16 protein-coding genes and 1 riboswitch are annotated in these 18,960 nt (G+C 50.5%); of the genes, 11 read left to right on the top strand and 5 right to left on the bottom strand.

What is annotated here, in order from left to right; all coding sequences use genetic code 11:
• Positions 1–9 precede the first annotated feature (9 nt).
• Positions 10–1,245, top strand: a complete 1,236-nt coding sequence (locus tag MAMMFC1_RS05780) for an LL-diaminopimelate aminotransferase (RefSeq protein WP_126307277.1) — start codon at positions 10–12, stop codon at positions 1,243–1,245.
• Between the two features lie 138 nt (positions 1,246–1,383).
• Here the strand turns inward: MAMMFC1_RS05780 and MAMMFC1_RS05775 are convergent, their stop codons facing one another.
• Positions 1,384–3,018, bottom strand: coding sequence for a serine hydrolase (locus tag MAMMFC1_RS05775; RefSeq protein WP_126307275.1), 1,635 nt, complete (start codon positions 3,016–3,018; stop codon positions 1,384–1,386).
• A 264-nt stretch (positions 3,019–3,282) separates the two neighbouring features.
• Between MAMMFC1_RS05775 and kdpF the strand changes: the two genes are divergently transcribed.
• From kdpF to MAMMFC1_RS21960, 6 genes are all read left to right on the top strand, one after another.
• Positions 3,283–3,369 (top strand): K(+)-transporting ATPase subunit F, encoded by an 87-nt coding sequence (gene kdpF / locus MAMMFC1_RS22860; protein WP_126310466.1) that lies wholly within the window; start codon positions 3,283–3,285, stop codon positions 3,367–3,369.
• Position 3,370: 1 nt separating this feature from the next.
• On the top strand, positions 3,371–5,077 hold the full coding sequence (kdpA, locus tag MAMMFC1_RS05765; RefSeq protein ID WP_126307273.1) for a potassium-transporting ATPase subunit KdpA: 1,707 nt from the start codon (positions 3,371–3,373) through the stop codon (positions 5,075–5,077).
• A gap of 16 nt (positions 5,078–5,093) precedes the next feature.
• Entirely contained in the window at positions 5,094–7,142 is a 2,049-nt protein-coding gene (gene kdpB / locus MAMMFC1_RS05760; protein ID WP_126307271.1) for a potassium-transporting ATPase subunit KdpB, read from the top strand.
• A gap of 259 nt (positions 7,143–7,401) precedes the next feature.
• Positions 7,402–7,980 (top strand): potassium-transporting ATPase subunit KdpC, encoded by a 579-nt coding sequence (kdpC, locus tag MAMMFC1_RS05755; RefSeq protein ID WP_126307269.1) that lies wholly within the window; start codon positions 7,402–7,404, stop codon positions 7,978–7,980.
• Between the two features lie 29 nt (positions 7,981–8,009).
• Positions 8,010–8,789 (top strand): histidine kinase, encoded by a 780-nt coding sequence (locus MAMMFC1_RS21965; RefSeq protein WP_197723926.1) that lies wholly within the window; start codon positions 8,010–8,012, stop codon positions 8,787–8,789.
• Positions 8,786–10,045 carry a DUF4118 domain-containing protein gene (locus MAMMFC1_RS21960; RefSeq protein ID WP_197723925.1) on the top strand — a complete coding sequence of 420 codons (1,260 nt, stop codon included), beginning with the start codon at positions 8,786–8,788 and terminating at the stop codon, positions 10,043–10,045. Before MAMMFC1_RS21965 ends, MAMMFC1_RS21960 begins: the two co-directional genes overlap by 4 nt.
• Positions 10,046–10,069: 24 nt before the next feature.
• On the opposite strand, the gene MAMMFC1_RS05745 is transcribed toward MAMMFC1_RS21960, so the two are convergent.
• Positions 10,070–11,008, bottom strand: coding sequence for a DUF5050 domain-containing protein (locus tag MAMMFC1_RS05745; RefSeq protein ID WP_126307267.1), 939 nt, complete (start codon positions 11,006–11,008; stop codon positions 10,070–10,072).
• Between the two features lie 17 nt (positions 11,009–11,025).
• Complete coding sequence (locus MAMMFC1_RS05740) at positions 11,026–12,135, bottom strand: N-acetylmuramoyl-L-alanine amidase family protein (RefSeq protein ID WP_126307265.1); 1,110 nt, start codon at positions 12,133–12,135, stop codon at positions 11,026–11,028.
• A gap of 263 nt (positions 12,136–12,398) precedes the next feature.
• Between MAMMFC1_RS05740 and MAMMFC1_RS05735 the strand changes: the two genes are divergently transcribed.
• Entirely contained in the window at positions 12,399–13,568 is a 1,170-nt protein-coding gene (locus tag MAMMFC1_RS05735) for a TAT (twin-arginine translocation) pathway signal sequence (protein ID WP_197723924.1), read from the top strand.
• Between the two features lie 70 nt (positions 13,569–13,638).
• Here MAMMFC1_RS05735 and MAMMFC1_RS05730 read toward each other — a convergent pair whose 3' ends face one another.
• The gene (locus MAMMFC1_RS05730) at positions 13,639–14,256 is read right to left on the bottom strand and encodes an N-acetylmuramoyl-L-alanine amidase family protein (protein WP_126307264.1); all 618 of its coding nucleotides are present in this window, start codon (positions 14,254–14,256) and stop codon (positions 13,639–13,641) included.
• A gap of 527 nt (positions 14,257–14,783) precedes the next feature.
• Between MAMMFC1_RS05730 and MAMMFC1_RS05725 the strand changes: the two genes are divergently transcribed.
• Together MAMMFC1_RS05725 and MAMMFC1_RS05720 are read left to right on the top strand one after the other, a co-directional pair.
• Entirely contained in the window at positions 14,784–15,968 is a 1,185-nt protein-coding gene (locus MAMMFC1_RS05725) for an aminotransferase-like domain-containing protein (RefSeq protein WP_126307263.1), read from the top strand.
• Positions 15,969–16,092: 124 nt separating this feature from the next.
• Positions 16,093–16,560 carry a redoxin domain-containing protein gene (locus MAMMFC1_RS05720; RefSeq protein ID WP_126307261.1) on the top strand — a complete coding sequence of 156 codons (468 nt, stop codon included), beginning with the start codon at positions 16,093–16,095 and terminating at the stop codon, positions 16,558–16,560.
• Between the two features lie 119 nt (positions 16,561–16,679).
• Here MAMMFC1_RS05720 and MAMMFC1_RS05715 read toward each other — a convergent pair whose 3' ends face one another.
• Positions 16,680–17,765 carry an HD-GYP domain-containing protein gene (locus tag MAMMFC1_RS05715; RefSeq protein ID WP_232035692.1) on the bottom strand — a complete coding sequence of 362 codons (1,086 nt, stop codon included), beginning with the start codon at positions 17,763–17,765 and terminating at the stop codon, positions 16,680–16,682.
• Between the two features lie 180 nt (positions 17,766–17,945).
• A riboswitch (FMN riboswitch) is annotated at positions 17,946–18,100 on the top strand.
• A 128-nt stretch (positions 18,101–18,228) separates the two neighbouring features.
• Here MAMMFC1_RS05715 and ribB point away from each other — a divergent pair.
• Positions 18,229–18,864 carry a 3,4-dihydroxy-2-butanone-4-phosphate synthase gene (gene ribB, locus MAMMFC1_RS05710; protein WP_126307259.1) on the top strand — a complete coding sequence of 212 codons (636 nt, stop codon included), beginning with the start codon at positions 18,229–18,231 and terminating at the stop codon, positions 18,862–18,864.
• Positions 18,865–18,960 lie beyond the last annotated feature (96 nt).

The raw sequence follows: 18,960 nt of genomic DNA, 5'->3' as shown, positions 1-18,960 counted from the left end.
GATTTTGCGATGCCTGTGATTAATGAAAATTATTTAAAACTGCCGGGAAGTTACTTGTTTGCGGAAATTAGCAAACGGGTAACGGATTTTAAACAGGACCACCCGGATGCCAATGTAATTCGGCTGGGTATTGGCGACGTGACCAGGGCATTACCGTCGGTGGTCATTGACGGACTGCACAACGCGGTGGACGAAATGGCCAGGGAAGAGACCTTTCGCGGCTATGGACCGGAACAAGGGTACAGTTTTTTAATCCAAAAAATTATCGAGTTTGACTATAAACCTCTCGGCATTACCCTGGATGAGGATGAAGTTTTTGTCAGTGACGGCTCCAAAAGCGATGTAGGCAATATTCAGGAGATATTCGGCCTTAATAATAAAGTTGCCATCACCGATCCGGTGTATCCTGTATATCTGGATACCAATGTCATGGCCGGTCGTACCGGCGAGCTGCAAGGGGATGGGCGGTTCGCCGGCGTCTGTTATCTGACCTGCAACGCGGAAAATGGGTTTATTCCCGCTTTGCCTCAGGAAAAAGTGGATATCATCTACCTCTGTTATCCCAATAATCCGTCAGGCACAACTCTGTCCAAAGCCGAGCTTAAGAAATGGGTGGACTATGCCCGGCAAAACGGCGCCGTTATTCTTTATGACGCCGCCTATGAAGCTTACATTCAAGAACCGGGAATTCCTCACAGTATCTATGAAATCGAGGGAGCCAAAGAGGTAGCCGTTGAGTTTAGGACTTTTTCCAAAAATGCCGGTTTTACCGGTACCCGCTGCGCTTTTACGGTAGTTCCCAAAACAGTTGTGGCTAAGACCGGCAAGGGAGAGGATTGTCCCCTCAATAAATTGTGGAACAGGCGTCAAACTACCAAGTTCAACGGCGTACCCTATATTGTCCAGCGCGGGGCGGAAGCGGTATATACCGCCTCCGGTCAGAAACAGATAAAAGCATTGATCAACTATTACATGACCAATGCCAAGACTATCCGGGAGGGCTTGAAAAGCGTAGGCCTGGAAGTGTTTGGCGGCGTAAATGCTCCTTACATCTGGCTGAAAACACCCCAAGGCATGGATTCCTGGTCCTTCTTCGACAAGCTGCTCACCGAAGCCTATATTGTCGGTACGCCGGGCTCGGGTTTCGGTCCCGCCGGCCAAGGCTATTTCCGGCTTACTGCCTTCGGCAGCCAGGAAAGTACGCAGGAAGCGATTGAGCGTATTAAAACCCGCTTGAGTCTGTAAAACCTAATTGCAATAAATAATAGAGTAAAAGAGGGGTTAACCGAAAAGCAACTTTCGGTTAACCCCTCTTTTTATGCAGGGAAAATAGCCGGCAAGGGTGGAATGCGGCGGATTCTCGGAGTCAAGGGTTTTGGATATTTAAAAGTTTAAATCTGTTTTAACACCCAGGGCCAAACTTAGCTCCCTGAGAGGGACCATAACATGATTGCCGGTTTTATAAGGGGCCTGCGGCAACCGGACCTTGTTACCGTTAACATCCATTTCCGATTGGCCGGCAGTCAGCAACACCTTGTTTGCACCGTAAACAAAGGTCAGAGTGTTATTCGCCGCATTTTGGGTTATACGGGCTTTTAAGGCGTCGGCTGCCGACATTTCCGGGACAAAGAGTATTTTGTCCTGGCGCGGTTTGGCGACGGATGCCGGAACGGGCATGAAGATTTTGCGGTTATTTACCGAAAGCAGGCTATCGTTCGCCCGGGCTTTTATTGCGCGGGGGTTGTTGGAAGGTTTCGGGGCGAACTGGCTATACAGGGCGTTAGCCACGTCATTCTCAACCCGGTAGAAAGGATGGGCATCACGGTAGTTGCCGCCATTCATCAAAAACACCATACCGAATTTGGAATCAGGGTCAAAGTAGGCATCGCCGATTAAGCCATAAGCTTCGGCCGAGTGTCCGGTAAGCCGTTGTCCGGGGACTAAATCGTCGGAGATATGGAAATTAAGCCCTTTCTGCTTATAAAAGCCGTCCATACTATAACCGAACCACTGCATATCATGCATCAAATCCGCTGTTTCGGCCTTTAGTATACGGGCTTTGTTGTAGCTGCCGCCATTCATATGCGCCATCATGAATTTGGACAGGTCAAGAACATTGGCCCGTGTGCCGCCGGCCGGCGACCACCCCAGGGCGTTGCCAAGGGGGGCAGTAATGATGTATGGCTGAGGTTTGGCGTCATAATAGCCTGCAACAGGCTGAAAGGAAGTGCAGGTCTCGTCAGGACGATATAATAAGCCAAGGTTTTTCCAGTTGGCAATGTCGGCTGGATCAAAGCCTGCATCCATCTTCAGCGGGCCAAAGATGTATTTTAGGCAGTATTTTTCAAAAGGCATACCGGATATGGCCTCCACCAGCGAGCCAATGATGCCCGCCCCGAAATTGGAATAGCTGAAGCTGGTACCGGGGGGGTAGTTGGCGAAGGTAGCCGGCGAGTAGTAGCTGCCGCCGGGCACCAGCATATCCTTTATTTGAATACTGCTTAGTAACTCCGGTCTCTCTTGGATGATATTGTTGTAGCTGCCGCTGTCGAGGATGCTGGAGGTATGAGTCAACAGATGACGGAAGGTAATTTTTACATCCGGATAGCCAGGATTGCGCACCTGGTAACCCAAGTACCTGCTGATGTCGTCATCCAGGGCGAATTTGCCCTGGTCATAAAGCTGCATCAGGGCGGTGGCGGTAATCATTTTGGATATGGAGGCCACACGAAAGATGGTCTCGGCCCCAGCCTGACGGGGTGTTTTGAGATCGGCCCAGCCATAACCGCTGCTCCAGACAATTTTGTCTCCCTGGAAAACAGCGGCTGCCAGGCCAACGATTTTATGTTCGGTCATAATTGACAGCAATTTATTATCAAGGGCGGAAGGTTTAGCCGGTACTATGTAAGGCGCAAGCGGATAATATTCGGCCCAGGCTTGCTGGACGGGACAGACAGACCAAAGTATCGCCGCCGCGATGGCGGCTAAGCGCCGATAACAGGATGATAGTTTTCGCATTGATATTCCCCCCAGCAGAATGTCACATATCCTGGAAAATAATTCGGGTTTATCAAGAAAATTCCTGCATGGAAAAAAGTAGAAAAAGCACAATAATTGTCTTTCGAGATTATATAGCGGCTGACGCCGAAACCGGTAGCGGCCGGCCCGGAATTCTTTACATTTTTTTTACGCCGCAGTGAAGAATCTTTACCTAATCTTTACAGCGGTCGGCGTTATACTATTATTGTAATTGCCGGTTGGCGCAGAAGGAGGTTGTAAAGGATGGCTGACCTATGGTTGGCGGGGATAATTGCCTTTTTCTTATTGGTATATTTAATTTATGCATTAATGAAACCGGAGGAGTTCTAAAATGACGAATGACTGGCTGCTGTTTGCATTATACCTGGCAGTCTTGCTCCTATTGGCCTTGCCGTTGGGCAGGTATATGGCCAAAGTATTTATGCAGGAAAAGACCTCTACGGACTTTTTGTTTAAACCCGTAGAGAAATTACTCTACCGTCTTACCGGCGTAAACGAAACAGAAGAAATGAATTGGCAGCAGTATGCCGTTGCCGTGCTAACCTTTAACTTTTTGGGTATGATCCTGGTGTATCTTATGCAAGTTTTGCAAGGTATCCTGCCCTTTAACCCGGAACAACTGTCCGGGGTTAGTCCCTGGCATTTGGCGCTGAATACAGCGGTAAGCTTTATGACCAATACCAACTGGCAGTCTTACGTCCCCGAGACTACCACGAGTTATTTCACGCAGATGACGGTCCTGACAGTGCAGAACTTCCTGTCGGCGGCAACCGGCCTTACGGTAGCGGTAGCTCTTATCCGGGGCCTTACCCGTAAGACGGCCGGCACTATCGGCAACTTCTGGGCGGATATGGTGCGCAGCGTCCTATGGGTACTGCTGCCGCTGTCCGTAATTTTCTCAGTAATCCTTGTCCAGCAGGGTGGGCTGCAAAATTTATCCCCGTATCTGTCCATCCAGACCGTGGAGGGCGCCGAGCAAAAACTGGCCATGGGGCCGGTAGCTTCCCAGGAAGCCATAAAAATGCTGGGAACCAACGGCGGCGGTTTCTTTAACGCCAACTCGGCGCATCCCTTTGAAAACCCGACGCCGGTGAGCAATTTTCTGCAAATACTCAGCATTTTCCTGATTCCCGCCGGGCTGGTTTTCGCTTTTGGCCGGATGGCGGGGGACCGGCGCCAGGGATATTCGGTTTTGGCGACAATGATTCTGCTGTTTGTGCTTATGCTCGGCACTCTCTATACGAGTGAATTATACGGCAACCCCATGTTGCGTTCTTTAGGCGTAGACAGCCCGACGGCCATGGAAGGCAAAGAGGTCCGCTTCGGCATAGGCGGGACGGCGCTGTTCGCTACTGTTACCACTGCCGCCTCCTGTGGCGCGGTCAACGGCATGCACGACAGCTTTACCCCTCTTGGCGGACTGATTCCCTTACTGCAGATGAAGCTGGGCGAAATAATCTTTGGCGGCGTGGGCGCGGGTTTCTACGGCATGATGATGTTTGTAATCATCACCGTCTTTATCGTCGGCCTGATGGTGGGCAGGACCCCGGAATATCTCGGCAAAAAAATCGAGTCACGGGAAACCAAAATGGCCATGCTGGCGATTTTGATTCCTTCCGTTCTCATTCTTATCGGGGCCGGCATCGCCGCGGTTACCGCGCAAGGCACGTCGGCCACTGCCAATCCCGGCCCCCACGGACTGAGTGAAATGATCTACGCCTTTGCCTCGGCTGCCGGCAACAACGGCAGCGCCTTTGCCGGCCTGAGCGCCAATGCTCCTTTTTACAATCTGGCGCTGGCATTTAATATGTATATTGGCCGTTTCGGGGTGATTATTCCGGCCCTGGCCATAGCCGGCAGCATGGCGGCCAAGAAAATATCGCCGCCGGGACCGGGAACCTTCCCCACCGCCAGTTGGTTATTCGTGTTTTTATTGGCGGGTGTGGTCCTAATTGTCGGCGCTCTCACATTCCTGCCGGTATTGTCGTTAGGGCCGATTGTCGAGCAGCAGCTAATGTTACAAGGTACAACATTTTAATAAGGAGAGTAAGCATATGAGTGACCGCCAAAGCTTTAATAAAGAAATACTGGGGGAAGCCGTCCGCGATGCCTTCCGGAAGCTGAATCCCAAGACCCAGTTTAGAAATCCGGTCATGTTTATCGTCTATATCGGTTCGTTTTTGACTACTGGGTTAATGATCCGGGACATCCTGGGAGGCAGCACGGCTCATGCCGGTTTTTCCCTGCAAATCGCGTTATGGTTATGGTTTACCGTACTCTTCGCTAATTTTGCCGAGGCAGTCGCCGAAGGCCGGGGCAAAGCCCAGGCCCAGGCGCTGCGCAATGCGCGGACCCAGACCAAAGCTACCAAAATAGTGGGCAGCGGCAGCAAACAGGTAGACGCCGCTCAATTGCGCAAAGGCGACATCGTGATGGTGAAAGCCGGCGAATTTATCCCCGGCGACGGTGAGGTAATTGAAGGCATGGCCTCAGTCGACGAAAGCGCTGTGACCGGGGAATCGGCGCCGGTCATCCGGGAATCGGGCGGCGACAAGTCATCGGTTACCGGCGGTACACGGGTGTTGTCCGACTGGATTAAAGTACAGGTTACCGCCAATCCCGGCGAAACTTTCCTTGACCGTATGATCTCGCTGGTTGAAGGCGCCAAAAGGCAAAAAACTCCTAACGAGATTGCCCTCACCATTCTACTGGTCGGCTTAACAATCATTTTCCTGGTAGCTGTGGCGACAATTGAGCCGTTTGCCGTTTATTCCGGCACATTAATATCAGTTGTCACGCTGGTTTCACTGTTAGTCTGCCTGATTCCCACAACGATCGGCGGTCTCTTAAGCGCCATCGGCATTGCCGGTATGGACCGGCTGCTGAAAAGAAACGTACTGGCAATGTCCGGCCGCGCTGTTGAGGCAGCGGGTGACGTCAATGTTCTGCTGCTGGATAAAACCGGTACCATTACGCTGGGCAACCGGATGGCCACTGAGTTTGTTCCCGCCCCGGGCGTGGAGGAAATGCAGCTGGCCGATGCCGCGCAAATAGCGTCGCTGGCCGATGAAACGCCGGAAGGCCGCAGCGTCGTCGTCCTGGCCAAGGAAAAGTATAATATACGGGAACGGGATTTACAAACACTTGGCGCCGAGTTTATTCCTTTTACGGCTCAGACAAGGATGAGCGGCGTTAACATTAAAGGACAACAGATTCGAAAAGGATCAATGGACGCTATTGAAAAATATATCAATGGTATCAATGAAATTAATGGGCAGGAGGGAGCTTTTCCGGAGGCGGTAAAAAGCGCCTGCGAAAAAATTGCCAAAGCGGGCGGCACGCCGCTGGTGGTTGTGCAGGGAAGCCGGGTGCTGGGCACAATCCATTTGAAAGACATTGTTAAAGGCGGCATTAAAGAGCGGTTTAAAGAATTGCGGCAGATGGGCATCAAAACCGTCATGATTACGGGAGATAACCCGCTCACCGCCGCGGCTATCGCCGCCGAAGCCGGTGTAGACGATTTTCTGGCGGAAGCCACTCCGGAAGCTAAACTGGCCTTGATTCGCGAATATCAGGAAAAGGGGATGCTGGTGGCGATGACGGGAGACGGTACCAATGACGCGCCGGCGCTGGCCCAGGCCGATGTGGGGGTGGCCATGAACAGCGGTACGCAAGCCGCCAAAGAGGCCGGCAATATGGTTGACCTTGACAGCAATCCGACCAAACTGATTGAGGTGGTGGAAATTGGCAAACAGCTGCTGATGACCCGCGGTTCGCTCACAACCTTCAGTATTGCCAATGACGTGGCCAAATACTTTGCCATAATTCCTGCTATGTTCGCTGCCGCCTATCCGGTAATGAATGCTTTTAATATCATGCATCTGGCCACACCGGAAAGTGCCATATTAAGCGCCGTAATCTTTAATGCGCTGATTATTGTCGCGCTCATTCCGTTAGCCTTGCGGGGCATAAAATACCAGCCGGTGGGAGCAAGCGTGATTCTCCAAAGAAACCTGTTCATTTATGGCCTCGGCGGGCTAATTATACCGTTTATTGGCATTAAAATAATCGACATGATTATTGTGGCGTTGGGGTTGGTATAGTGGCTTATTTAGTGGGGAACTGCTTAGAAACCGTCATCTGCGTCGTTGCTTCTGCGGTCCTCACTCCGACGTACAACCAGTACGCCTCCGTTCCGGTCCTCGTCGCGCCTAGCATCTAACGATTTCTAAGCAGTTCGTGGCATTTGCTAGCTGAGCAACGACGATGGCTTAAGGATAATCAAATTGGCGGAATTGGCAGGTATAAGGTAAAAAGCTAGAAAAAATAAAGGTTTATCGGCTGAAAGGGTGTTGAAAACGTATGTTGAGACCTATTATAAATTCTCTGGGGATGTTGCTGGTTATGACTGTTTTGACCGGTCTGGTGTATCCTTTGGCCATGACCGGGGTGGCGCAGGCTCTGTTTCCCTTTCAGGCAAACGGGTCGATCCTTGTCAGGGATGGTAAGCCTGTCGGGTCGGCATTGATCGGGCAGGGCTTTGCCAGCGCCGGGTACTTTCACGGCCGCCCGTCGGCGGCGGGAAAAGACGGCTATGATGCCGCTGGTTCAGGCGGCTCCAATCTGGGACCGACTAATAAAAAATTGCTGGCTATCGTAGCTGGCAATATAGCCAAAGTCCGTGAGGAAAATGGACTTACTGAACAAACACCTGTCCCCGCCGACTTGGTGCTGGCTTCAGGCAGCGGGCTGGACCCGGATATTTCGCCGGCAGCCGCCTATATTCAAGTGGAACGGGTGGCCAGGGAGCGGGGGTTGCCGGCTGCGGCAGTCGGCAAATTAGTTGATAGCCATGTGAAAGGCCGCCAACTTGGCTTGTTGGGTGAACCGCGCGTGAATGTGCTTGAATTGAATTTGGCTCTGGATGCGCTGAAACGTTAATTACTGCCATGGGCATTGGGGGGAGGATATTGCCAAGCGGAAACAGAGGGGAGACTAGACCTAAGCCGGAGGAACTGCTGGAAAAGTTAGCCAAAGAGTCCCGGGGTAAACTTACGGTATTCTTAGGCGCGGCGGCGGGAGTGGGCAAAACTTATACCATGCTGGAAGCGGCTCATGAGCTGCGCAAAGAAGGTGTTGATGTCGTAATCGGCTGGATTGAGACCCATGGCCGTCAGGAGACGGCGAAGATGGTCGCCGGCTTGCCCCGCATTCCGGCCAAAGAAATTAAGTACAAGGAAAAAACACTGGCTGAAATGGATATTGACGCTATCCTGGAACGGAAACCGGGACTGGTATTGGTGGATGAGCTGGCCCATGCCAATGTTCCCGGTTCCCGCCATGTGCGGCGGTTTCAGGATGTGGAAGAGCTTTTGGCGGCCGGTATCGATGTTTACACTACCGTCAATATTCAGCACATCGAAAGTTTAAACGACATCGTCGCTCAGATTATCGGCGTTATTGTCCGGGAGACTATACCGGATCATATTTTGGAGCAGGCTGACAATGTACAGCTTATTGATATACCGCCGCAGGAATTAATCAAACGGCTGAAAGAGGGAAAAGTCTATGTTCCCGGTCAGGTAGAGCAAGCTCTGAAAAAATTCTTCCGTCCCGGCAATATCAGCGCCTTGCGGGAACTGTCCCTGCGCTTTACCGCCAGCAGAGTGGATAAAGATTTAAACGAATATATGCGCGAACACCAGATTGAGGTCCCTGGCCAACTGCCGGACGCGTTATGGTGTGTGTGAGCGCCAGTCCATTTTCAGCCCATTTGATTCGCGCCGCCCGCCGCCTGGCCGGAGGAATGCAGACCGATTGGCTGGCGGTACATATCGAACCGGCCAAGCGCCGCTTCCCCATGGGTGAGAAAGAGCGCGACCGGGTGGCGCATAATATAAAGCTGGCGGAGGAATTAGGCGCCAAAACGCTGACGGTGGTTGGGGAAAATCTGATTGATGATATGCTGGAGGTTGCCCGGACCCATAATGTATCAACCATCGTGATTGGAAAACCCCGCCATAGTTTTTTCCGGGAGATTTGCCATGGATCTGTGGTCAATAAATTGATCCGGCGGAGTGACGGCATAAATGTCCATATTATCCATGGCGTGGAAGAACCTGAATATAAACCGGCAATTAAAGCCGCGCCAGCCAAAGCCGGCATGCCATGGCGGCATTATGGCGGCGGGCTGCTTATGGTCTTCATCATTACAACTTTTTGCTGGCTGCTGCGCAACAAAATAGAACTGGTAAACGTTGCTCTTCTATACCAGCTGCCGGTAATTATGAGCGCCTTCTGGTGGGGCCGTTGGCCGTCCTATTTTGCTGCGGTATGCGGCGTAGTCCTTTTTGACCTTTTGTTTGTCTCGTCGGCTACTGGTTTAAGTCTCACCGATATACGTTACTTATGGAGCTTTATTACCTTTTTGATTGTGGCTTTTGTTATCGGCGGGCGGACGGAATTCTTGCGCCACGAGGCGGCGTCGGCCCGCCAGCGGGAAAAAAGCGCCCGGGCTTTATATGAATTCAGCCGGGAAATTGCGGCTGTTTCCGATTTGGGCGCAATCACCCGGGGTATAGCCAGACAAGCGGCGGAAACTCTTGACAGGCCGGTGGTGGTAATCCTGCCGGAGGCTAATGGCAAATTGGTGGTTTGGGCGGCATACGATCCGGCGACGCAGGAGCAGTACTGGGAAATCGTTAATGGTGACGGGGATATAGTCAGGCAGCCCCTGCCGGATGCGGCTGAGGCCGCGGTTGCGTTCTGGGCCTATGAACACGGCCAGACGGCGGGCCGGTCTACCGAAACGCTGCCTGGCGCCAGCTATTTATATATTCCCCTCAAGACCCGGGACAATATTGTCGGTGTATTCGGAATTCAGGTAACCAATAAACTGACGCCGGGAGAGCGGCGGCTGATTGATGCCTGGGTCGGTCTGGCCGCAATTGCCGTTGAGCGGGCCCGGCTTGCCGCGCAGACACGGGAAGGAGGTTGTGGGGGATAAATAAGCAGCTGTTTGTTTTTCTTACTAATTGACCTTTATGAACAACCGGTTGTAATAGAGTTGGTTTGTTATTACATTAATAGGCGTAGGTCCGGTGCCAAAGTCGCAGATTTGCTTGCGGCCGGAACCGTCGGCCTTGATGCGGTATAAACTGTCGCTGTCGGAGGCATTGGTATAGTACACGTACTCGGCGGCAACGTTGATAAAGCCTGCCCGGTCGTCGCTGAGTTTACTTCGGCCCTGGCTGTCCGTATTGATGCGGTATAACTTTCTCCCGTCTGAGTAGTTGCTGTAATAGATATAACCATCATCAGCCACCGCCATGAACAAGATTTGATCATCGGCAATCTTTGTACGCTCCGTGCCGTCCAACCGGATCTTGTACGGCTTGTATCCGTCGGAAGCATTAATGTAATAAATCCAATCGTCAGCTACCGTAAGATTTTCCGACTGATCGCGGTTTAGTTGAATTTTGGTTTGTCCGTCCAGCGATACCTTATAAATGTTATTATCGGCGGCGCCGGTGGTATTGGTCCATTTGACATAAACCAGCCAGTTACCGGTTAATGCTACGTTGTTGGCCGGGTCGTTGCCGATCATGGTTTTTTCGGCGCCGTCGGTACGGATTTTGTAGATGCGGTGATTATCCGACCAGTTGCTGTAATATAACCAGTCGCCGGCGACATTCAAATTCCAGGCTTCATCGTCACCGAGCAGGACCGGGGTGGATTCCCCTTCTTTTATTTTGAAGATTTTTTCACTGCTGCCGGCGTATATGTCGCCAACCGGGTCAAGGAAGTAAATGTACCCGTCTTGCGCAGCTGCCAGACCGTTGTTGCTGATATTGGCAGGGGTGTTGCCGACCGAAGGCGATGCAGCATACACGGGCGAGGTAATAATGAGGCATACTAATCCGGCCAGTATGATAAACAAGTCTTTGCTGAGTGATATGTCCATTTTCATGCCTATCCCCTTCTGTCTTATAGCGCAGCACAAACGCGAAAGTAGGTTTCGGTAGCCGCGGCGATGGCTGCCGCAGCTTCCCGGCGATAGATACGCTGCGAAATCATTTTGGCGTCCTGGGCATGAGGCAGCATCGCAACTTCGGCAATAACCGCAGGCACCCAGGTAGAGTTTAAGACCACCAAGCCGGGACGATTCTGCAAAGGATATTGGTGGGTGCCGAGAGTGCCGGCAAGCTTATCGCACATAATGGTTGCCAGATCTTTTGCCGGCTGGGGGGCGGCAGAGTTGTACAGGACTGTGGTGCCCCGGTATAGCTTCCTGGCAGAATCCGGCATATCCTCAGGCATGGAGTTGTTATGTATGGAGATAAACACAGCCGCGTTAAGGATATTTGCCGCATCCGCCCGGTCCAGCAGGTTTATGAAACGGTCGTCTGTCCGGGTCATATAAACATCATAACCCCGCGCCAGCAAGATGTCTCTGGTGAGGAGAGCGATATCCAGATTAAGATTTTTTTCATACAGGTAGTTGTTGGTGGCGCCGGTGTCTTTGCCGCCATGGCCTGCGTCCAGAACAATAGTCTTGGCCGGCTCTGCGGGGCTGCCGGGTGAGAAGTTCAGCACCAGGTAGGTGCGGTAGACGGTGGTGTTGTCAGGCCGGCTGACCCGTTTGCGCTTTACGGTAGTGATCTGCGGTTTGGCGGTTGCCGGGAAGTCGGCGGTGATTTTGAGACGATTTTCAGCTGCTTTTTCGATGCTAACCCGCTTGAGGTAATTCGCGTTAAAAGCTTCAATAAATTTGCCGCCGGCAGTACCAAGCTCCCCCCCGGTAGCGGTTACGTTCATCAAAGTGACTTCCAGCCTATTTTTCATCATATCCGCGTTAAAGACAGGCTCAAGTTTATATTCCAGAGGATTGGCTACAGCATCGGCAGGCAGGCATTCTTCCACAGCAATGGCGACAACGTCTTTTTGCTTAAGCGAAAAGGTTTTAATTTCCGGGACGGTATAGGTGGAAGCAACCGGGCCTGATTCGGCGGCCGCCGCCCGGACCACCGACGGCATTACAATCAGTATCATTAATATCAGGCTCACCAGCGGTACGATCTTTACCAGGCTAAGCATTAGAACACCTCCGCAGCCATACAGGCCGGATAATAGCTTAGAATCTTCCCCAACCCCTTTTTATATTTTTTATTTCTATAATAATTCTACTTAGAAATATCTTGGATAACAAGTGAAAAACAGGGGGAGTTGGCAAGGGAATAAATATTAAACAAAATTTAATCTGATAGTAACATTTCCTAGCCCAATAATATCTAAAATATAATTATGTAATTATATGTAATTTATGCCTAAACGTGCATAGGATGAAAGGAGTGCTTAAAATGGTTGATATGGAAAAAGGCAGCCTATCGCGGCGGGACTTTCTCCGGGTTACGGCCGGAGCAGCTTCTACCCTGGCTGTTATGAGCGCTATTCCTGCTGTTTCCTACGGAGCTGCGAAAGCCGGCACTGCCAATATTAAAGCAATCTCGCTGGCGGAATGTCAGGCACTAAGTCCAGTGGATATGGCTAACAAGTCGGTACTGGTGAAAGAAAGCTACCAGTTCCTGCTGGCTACCAGCCGGGAGATCAGTGACGCCAAACTTCGGGGGGCGGTTACCGAGATTATAGAGAATCCGGTTCCTAAAGTAGCTGCCCAATATACTGCCGCCGGCGACCGGGAAAAGCTGCGCAAGGAACTCCTGGCCAACGGTCTGTTGCAAGAGTCTGTTACTGCGGAAAACCTTCTGCCGCCTCTACCTGCGGCCGGACGCAAGCCTCAGCCCTTTGAGTCTGCCCCGGGCAGCGGCTATGCGAGCCACCACTCCTATCCGGGAGGATTGCCGGTTCACACGGCGTTAAACGTCCGTTCTTCCCTGGGTTTATATAATGGCTACATAAATACCGATGCTTTATATTTGGACAAGGATGTAGTAATAGCCGCCCAATTGCTGCATGACCTTCATAAACCCTGGGTGTTCCAGTGGCAGGATGATGCCAGCAGTCTGCCTGAGTTTACGATTGCGGGGACCGGCGCTCATCACATCCTGAGTATAGCCGAGTCTATTTATCGCGGTCTGCCGGCCAAAGTAATCGTCGCCCAGGCCAGCGCCCACGATAATCCCGGAACGCCGGAGGAAGAAGCAAGAGTAGTAAATTATCTTAAAGCGGGAGCAATCATTGCCGGCAAAGACCCGGTCCGCCTTGGTCTATTGGCTGCCGGCGGCAAAACAATTCCCCTGCCCAGAGCAATCGAAACTTTTGTTACCAATCTCGGCGACCATGACTGGGTTATCAGTGTTCCGGCGGTTAAATGGGCAATTCCCCTGCTGGAGAATATTGCCAAGTCGGATTACAAGCTAAGCGACAGGGATCTGCAAGGCAAACCTTTCTATTCTTTCCGCAACTACGTATTCTCCCAGCTGACAATTATGGGTGTACACCAACTGAACTTCAGCCAGGGCGAAAAGGCGGTACGGGAAGCAGTCCGGAACTTGGTTGTTCCGGTATAATGTGAAAAACGCAAAATAGCAAGACCCGGGCTGCCTGTATTGCAGCCCGGGTTATTTTATTACGGTTCATTCAACTCTCAAGATCATGGGAATCTGTTGTTTCAACTTGCTTGCCATTGTTGCCGGCTGGGTCCTTCAAGCCGGCGGTTTCGTCAGCGCCGGCCCCCTGGATATAGCGCTGAAAAGCGGCAGCGATAGCATCGGCGGCTTTCCCCTGCCAGTCCTGATTTTCCAGTAAGGCGGCTTCTTCCTGGTTGGTGATGAAAGCCATTTCTAAAAGTACTGCCGGACAATCGGTGTAATGCAGTACATAAAAGTTTGCGGCTTTTACACCACGGTCGGCCAGTCCCAGGCTGCCGATGAATTCGGCCTGAATCAGCGAGGCCAGCTTACTCCCTTTTTCACTGTCGGGAAAATGATATGTCTCTGTACCGTGGGCTTCTGAGCTTGTAAAGGAATTGCAATGAAGCGAGATGAATAATTCAGCACCCCAGGTATTGCTTTCATCGGTGATTTCGTATAACTCATTGCGCTGGATTAGCAACACATCATGCCCGTAATTCTTTAAACGGCTTGCCAGCTTTTCACCCACCTGCTGGTTTACCGTTGCCTCTTGCAGCCCGGTTTCAGGGTTAATTGCGCCCGGGTCCAAACCCGGATAGTGGCCAGGATTAACTGTTATTTTCATTTTTAAAGCCTCCATTTTTTAGTCTAACAGAAAATAGGAGTACTTTCTGTTGACATAAGTGCAACCAACGGCTATCGCTATCGCTTAGGCTCGGCGCCAGTCGGGTTTTCTAATCATTCTGATATATAGATTCCAAGCAACAGTATTTTTCAATCTTTTTAGCTTACCGGCCGAAAGTTAATTGCAGTGAATGACTGGTTATTGCCGATGCTACTACATAATATTTTTTACGGCCCGCAAAAGTTAAAGAGACTGATTAATAAAAGCAGCAGGTTTGATATACCTGCTGCTTTTATTAATCATATTTCAGTTATATGGAACGCATTAAAGACTTGAAATTATATCCGGGTATAACGCCTCGACGTTGTCGCTTAACTCAGCTTATCCGAATACCCGGATGTCAATTTTTAATGCGACATATATAGTATCCAATTCTGGGGGATATTTTGCAATTGGATATGTACATTGGCAACATAACCCTTTAGTATTGATGATAAACTATTGGAGTGAATAAGGGGGACAGCCGTATGGGAGTTGCTTTTGCCAAAAGAATGGAGTTCATGAAGGCGTCAGAAATCCGTGAAATTTTGAAAATTACCGAGAACCCGGAGATTATCTCCTTTGCCGGCGGTCTTCCCGCGCCTGAGCTTTTTCCTGTAAAAGAGATGAAGCATGTGACTGAGCTGGTATTGGAGGAAAACGGCAGGCAGGCCTTGCAATACTCCACTACCGAGGGATTTGTGCCGTTGCGGCGGCAGATTGCCGAACGCATGAACCGAAAAAACGAAACCAGTGTTACCTATGAGGATATACGGATTATAAGCGGGTCGCAGCAGGGGCTGGATTTTACCGGCAAGCTGTTTATCGATGAAGGCGATGTCGTCTTGTGCGAAAGTCCGACTTATCTGGCGGCGATCAGCGCCTTCAGAGCCTACCGGCCGGTTTTTAAAGAAGTACCCACCGACGATGACGGCATGGTCATGGCGGACCTAAAAAAAATTCTGGCGACAACCAACAGAGTAAAGTTCATCTATGTCATCCCGGACTTCCAGAATCCCTCCGGCCGGACATGGTCGCTGGCGCGGCGCCGGCAGCTGATTGAACTGATGAACGAATACGAAATTCCGGTTATTGAAGATAACCCGTATGGTGAGCTGCGATTCGAGGGAGAAATGCTGCCGTCCTTAAAGTCTATGGATCAAAAGGGGCTGGTAATCTATATCAGTACTTTTTCCAAAATCTTTTGTCCCGGGCTGAGGATAGGATGGATCGCGGCGGACTCCCGCTTTTTAGATAAATATGTATTGATTAAACAAGGCGCGGATTTGCATACCTCAATTCTTAGCCAGCGGCAAATTGCCAAATTTATTGAGATCTATGACTTGGATGCTTTTGTGGCCAATATTATTAATGTTTACCGCCGCCGGCGGGACGTTATGGTTGAGACAATGCAGGCCGAATTTCCCGGTACGGTAAAGTTCACCTATTCTCAGGGCGGGCTGTTTACCTGGGCGGTCTTGCCGGAACGGATCAAAGCGGTTGAGTTGCTGCTGAACTGCCTAAGAAATTATAACGTGGCTTTCGTCCCGGGGGATTCATTTTTTCCTAACGGCGGCGTGACAAATACCTTACGCTTAAATTACTCCAATATGCCGGAAGAGAAAATTGTCGAGGGAATTAAACGGTTGGCACGGGCCATAAACGAGTATTAACAACAGCCGGGTTTAACGATAAGTTAAAATAACAGGTCAGTCTTTTGGGGGAAGGAATTCACAAATGAATGACGAATATCTTTAGATAATAATTATTTATTAAATATTTGAAGGGGGAGTTACGATGAGAATCATTGCTGCGGGGGATACGGCGCCGGATTTTAGCTTAACCGATAACCGCCAGGATACGATCAAACTATCCGACTACCGGGGGAAGAGGGTGCTGTTATCATGGCATCCGCTGGCGTGGACCCGGGTTTGTGCCGAGCAGATGAAAAACCTGGAGGAGAATTTCGCCGAGTTGACCGGTCTGAATACCGTTCCTTTGGGGATAAGCGTCGATCCTTACCCAAGCAAAAATGCCTGGGCCAAAGAACTGAAAATTGCTAACGTCCGGCTGCCGTCAGACTTTTGGCCCCATGGCAAAGTAGCAGGGGAGTACGGCCTGTTCCGGGCGGAAGAAGGCTTTTCCGAAAGGGCTAATGTCGTCGTTGATGAGACAGGTAAAGTTGTATGGGTTAAGATTTACCCGGTGCCTGAGTTGCCTGACATCCAAGAAGTGCTTGCTGTACTAAAAAAATATAACAAATAAAATATCCGGCTGTTGAGAAAGGAGAAAGGTTCGGATGCAGGCAGCCCCATGAACCCGGCGGCGCTGCGTACTTGGCCGTGTACGCAGGCAATGGATTCACGGGGCGTCTTCTAATCATCTTAATTGGCGTTTGCCAGGTATTCCGGCGCAACAACCCGTTTAATATGGATGTTCTTGCTTGTTCCCAGATCAATTACCGTACCGCATTGAGTCTTGACTACGGGACTGTAGTCATGGGACGGATTAAAAAATACAACTTGTACGACACGCCCGTCATTTAACAATACGGGAGAATTAATCAGCGAATCCCGGACTTGCCTGATAAAGGGCTGACAAATAGCAGGATCCAGCTTGCCGAACATATCTTTGGATAAATAATCCAGCGCCGGAAACGGATTGGAAAATTCCTCGTCATAGGTCTGGTGGTGGAAGATGTTGGCAATTGCGATAATTCGGGCGAAAAGATATATTTTCTCACTGGTTAGACCCAGTGGAAAGCCGCTGCCGTCCATATATTCATGATGCTGCAGAGCGCTTACGACCACTTCCCGGGGCAGACCGGGAACGGTGCGTAAGAGTTTGGCGCCGTTGATTACATGCGCTTGCGGCCCGTTGCTGTTATTATCATTGGCGACGATGAACTTGCCAACATCGTGCAGCAGGCCGGCCAAAATAAGTATATGAATTTCATCGACGGACAGTTTCAACTGGCGGCCGATAATACTGCTGATAAATGCTACCATGACCGAATGCCGTGATACTTTATCAGCTATAGTATAGTCGCTAACCAGCAGGTAGTCCAGGGCGGCCGAGCCATTGGCGAGCACGGTGGAGTAAATGCTGAAGGATGTGTCTTTCAGCTCCTGCACCGGGACTTGTTTTTGGCCGCGAATGAACTCAAAGGATTGGGCAGCGGTGGTAACAATATTATCGTACTCATTAAAGAATTTTTGACATTCATCGGAAAGGTCAAGCGGCGAGGGATCGGACGGCTGGTTGTCTATTGTTTGTATTGCCGCCGGCTCTATTCCGTCTTCAACCTTTATATACACATAGTTGATATCCCACATGGCTAATAGAGCCGTTATTTTAGGTGTTATGGATATGTATTGCCCTAACAGCACTTTGCCGCTGGCGGAAAGTACCGGCTCGCCAATAATCATACCAGGTGTTAAGTCCTTTACCGCAATCATTTTTGTTGGCATACAATCCGCTCCTCTTTGATTAAAATCGAGTAATAAGAAAAAATCAACTACTAATAGTATACAGCAACTATTTATGGAATTTAATAAGCCCATTGTCCTATTTATACCTAATTCTTCTGTCCTATTTAAGGTCTTGACACCTTGACACAATACGGCAAATTATTGTATTCTCAAACTGTGACTTATTCTCAGGGCGGGGTGAAAGTCCCCACCGGCGGTATCCTAGATGGATCTAGGGAGCCCGCGTGCGCTCTTTTTCTTACCGAAACAAGAGGTCTGCAGATCTGGTTTGATGCCAGAGCCGACGGTTACAGTCCGGATGAAAGAGGATAAGGCAGTCAGCGATTTATCCAACAGGACTGTAATGGTTCACCTGTTTTTATGGAATCTGCCGTCTAATGTTAGCTGTCTGTCTTCGCCCTGGTTCAGGTAAGTCGACTATAATAATAGGAGGCATTTTACCATGAATCAGAACCCATTTAGTCAGTTTGGCACCCCAATTGAAAGGGTGGAAAACGCTCTGTGCGCTTTACGTAAGGGAAACGGCGTGTTAGTTGCCGATGATGAGGAGCGGGAGAATGAAGGTGACCTGATATTCGCGGCTGAGACTTTGACGAAAGAACAAATGGCAATGCTGATCCGGGAATGCAGTGGAATTGTTTGCCTGTGCCTGCCGCCGGACAAGGTGCGGCAATTGCAACTGCCGATGATGGTTGAGAACAATTCCAGCAGGTTCCAGACGGCCTTTACCGTATCCATCGAAGCGGCAGAAGGAGTGACTACCGGCGTGTCGGCTGCCGACAGGGTACAGACAGTAATGGCTGCTATTGCCGACAACGCCAGACCGGAGGACCTGCGCCAACCAGGGCATGTTTTTCCGCTTAGGGCCCGCCCCGGCGGGGTCCTGGAGCGGCAAGGCCATACAGAAGCTACTGTTGATTTGATGTGGCTGGCCGGGTTAAAACCATACGGCGTTCTTTGTGAACTTACCAATCCTGATGGTACCATGGCCCGGTTGCCGGAGATTGCCGCCTTTGCCCAAAAGCACAAAATGGCAGTGGTAACAGTTGCTGATCTGGTGAAATTTCGCAAATTATAAATGAGAGAAGCCACCCTGAGAAATTCGATGGGTGGCTTTTTAATTATATCCGGTAAACTCGTTTAGCTTTCGCTGAACATCAGTCTTCGGTGAGGG

Origin of the sequence: Methylomusa anaerophila (genome assembly GCF_003966895.1) — a bacterium.
Classification (GTDB): Bacteria; Bacillota; Negativicutes; order Sporomusales; family Sporomusaceae; genus Methylomusa; species Methylomusa anaerophila.
This window is presented reverse-complemented; position numbering and strand designations above follow the sequence as displayed.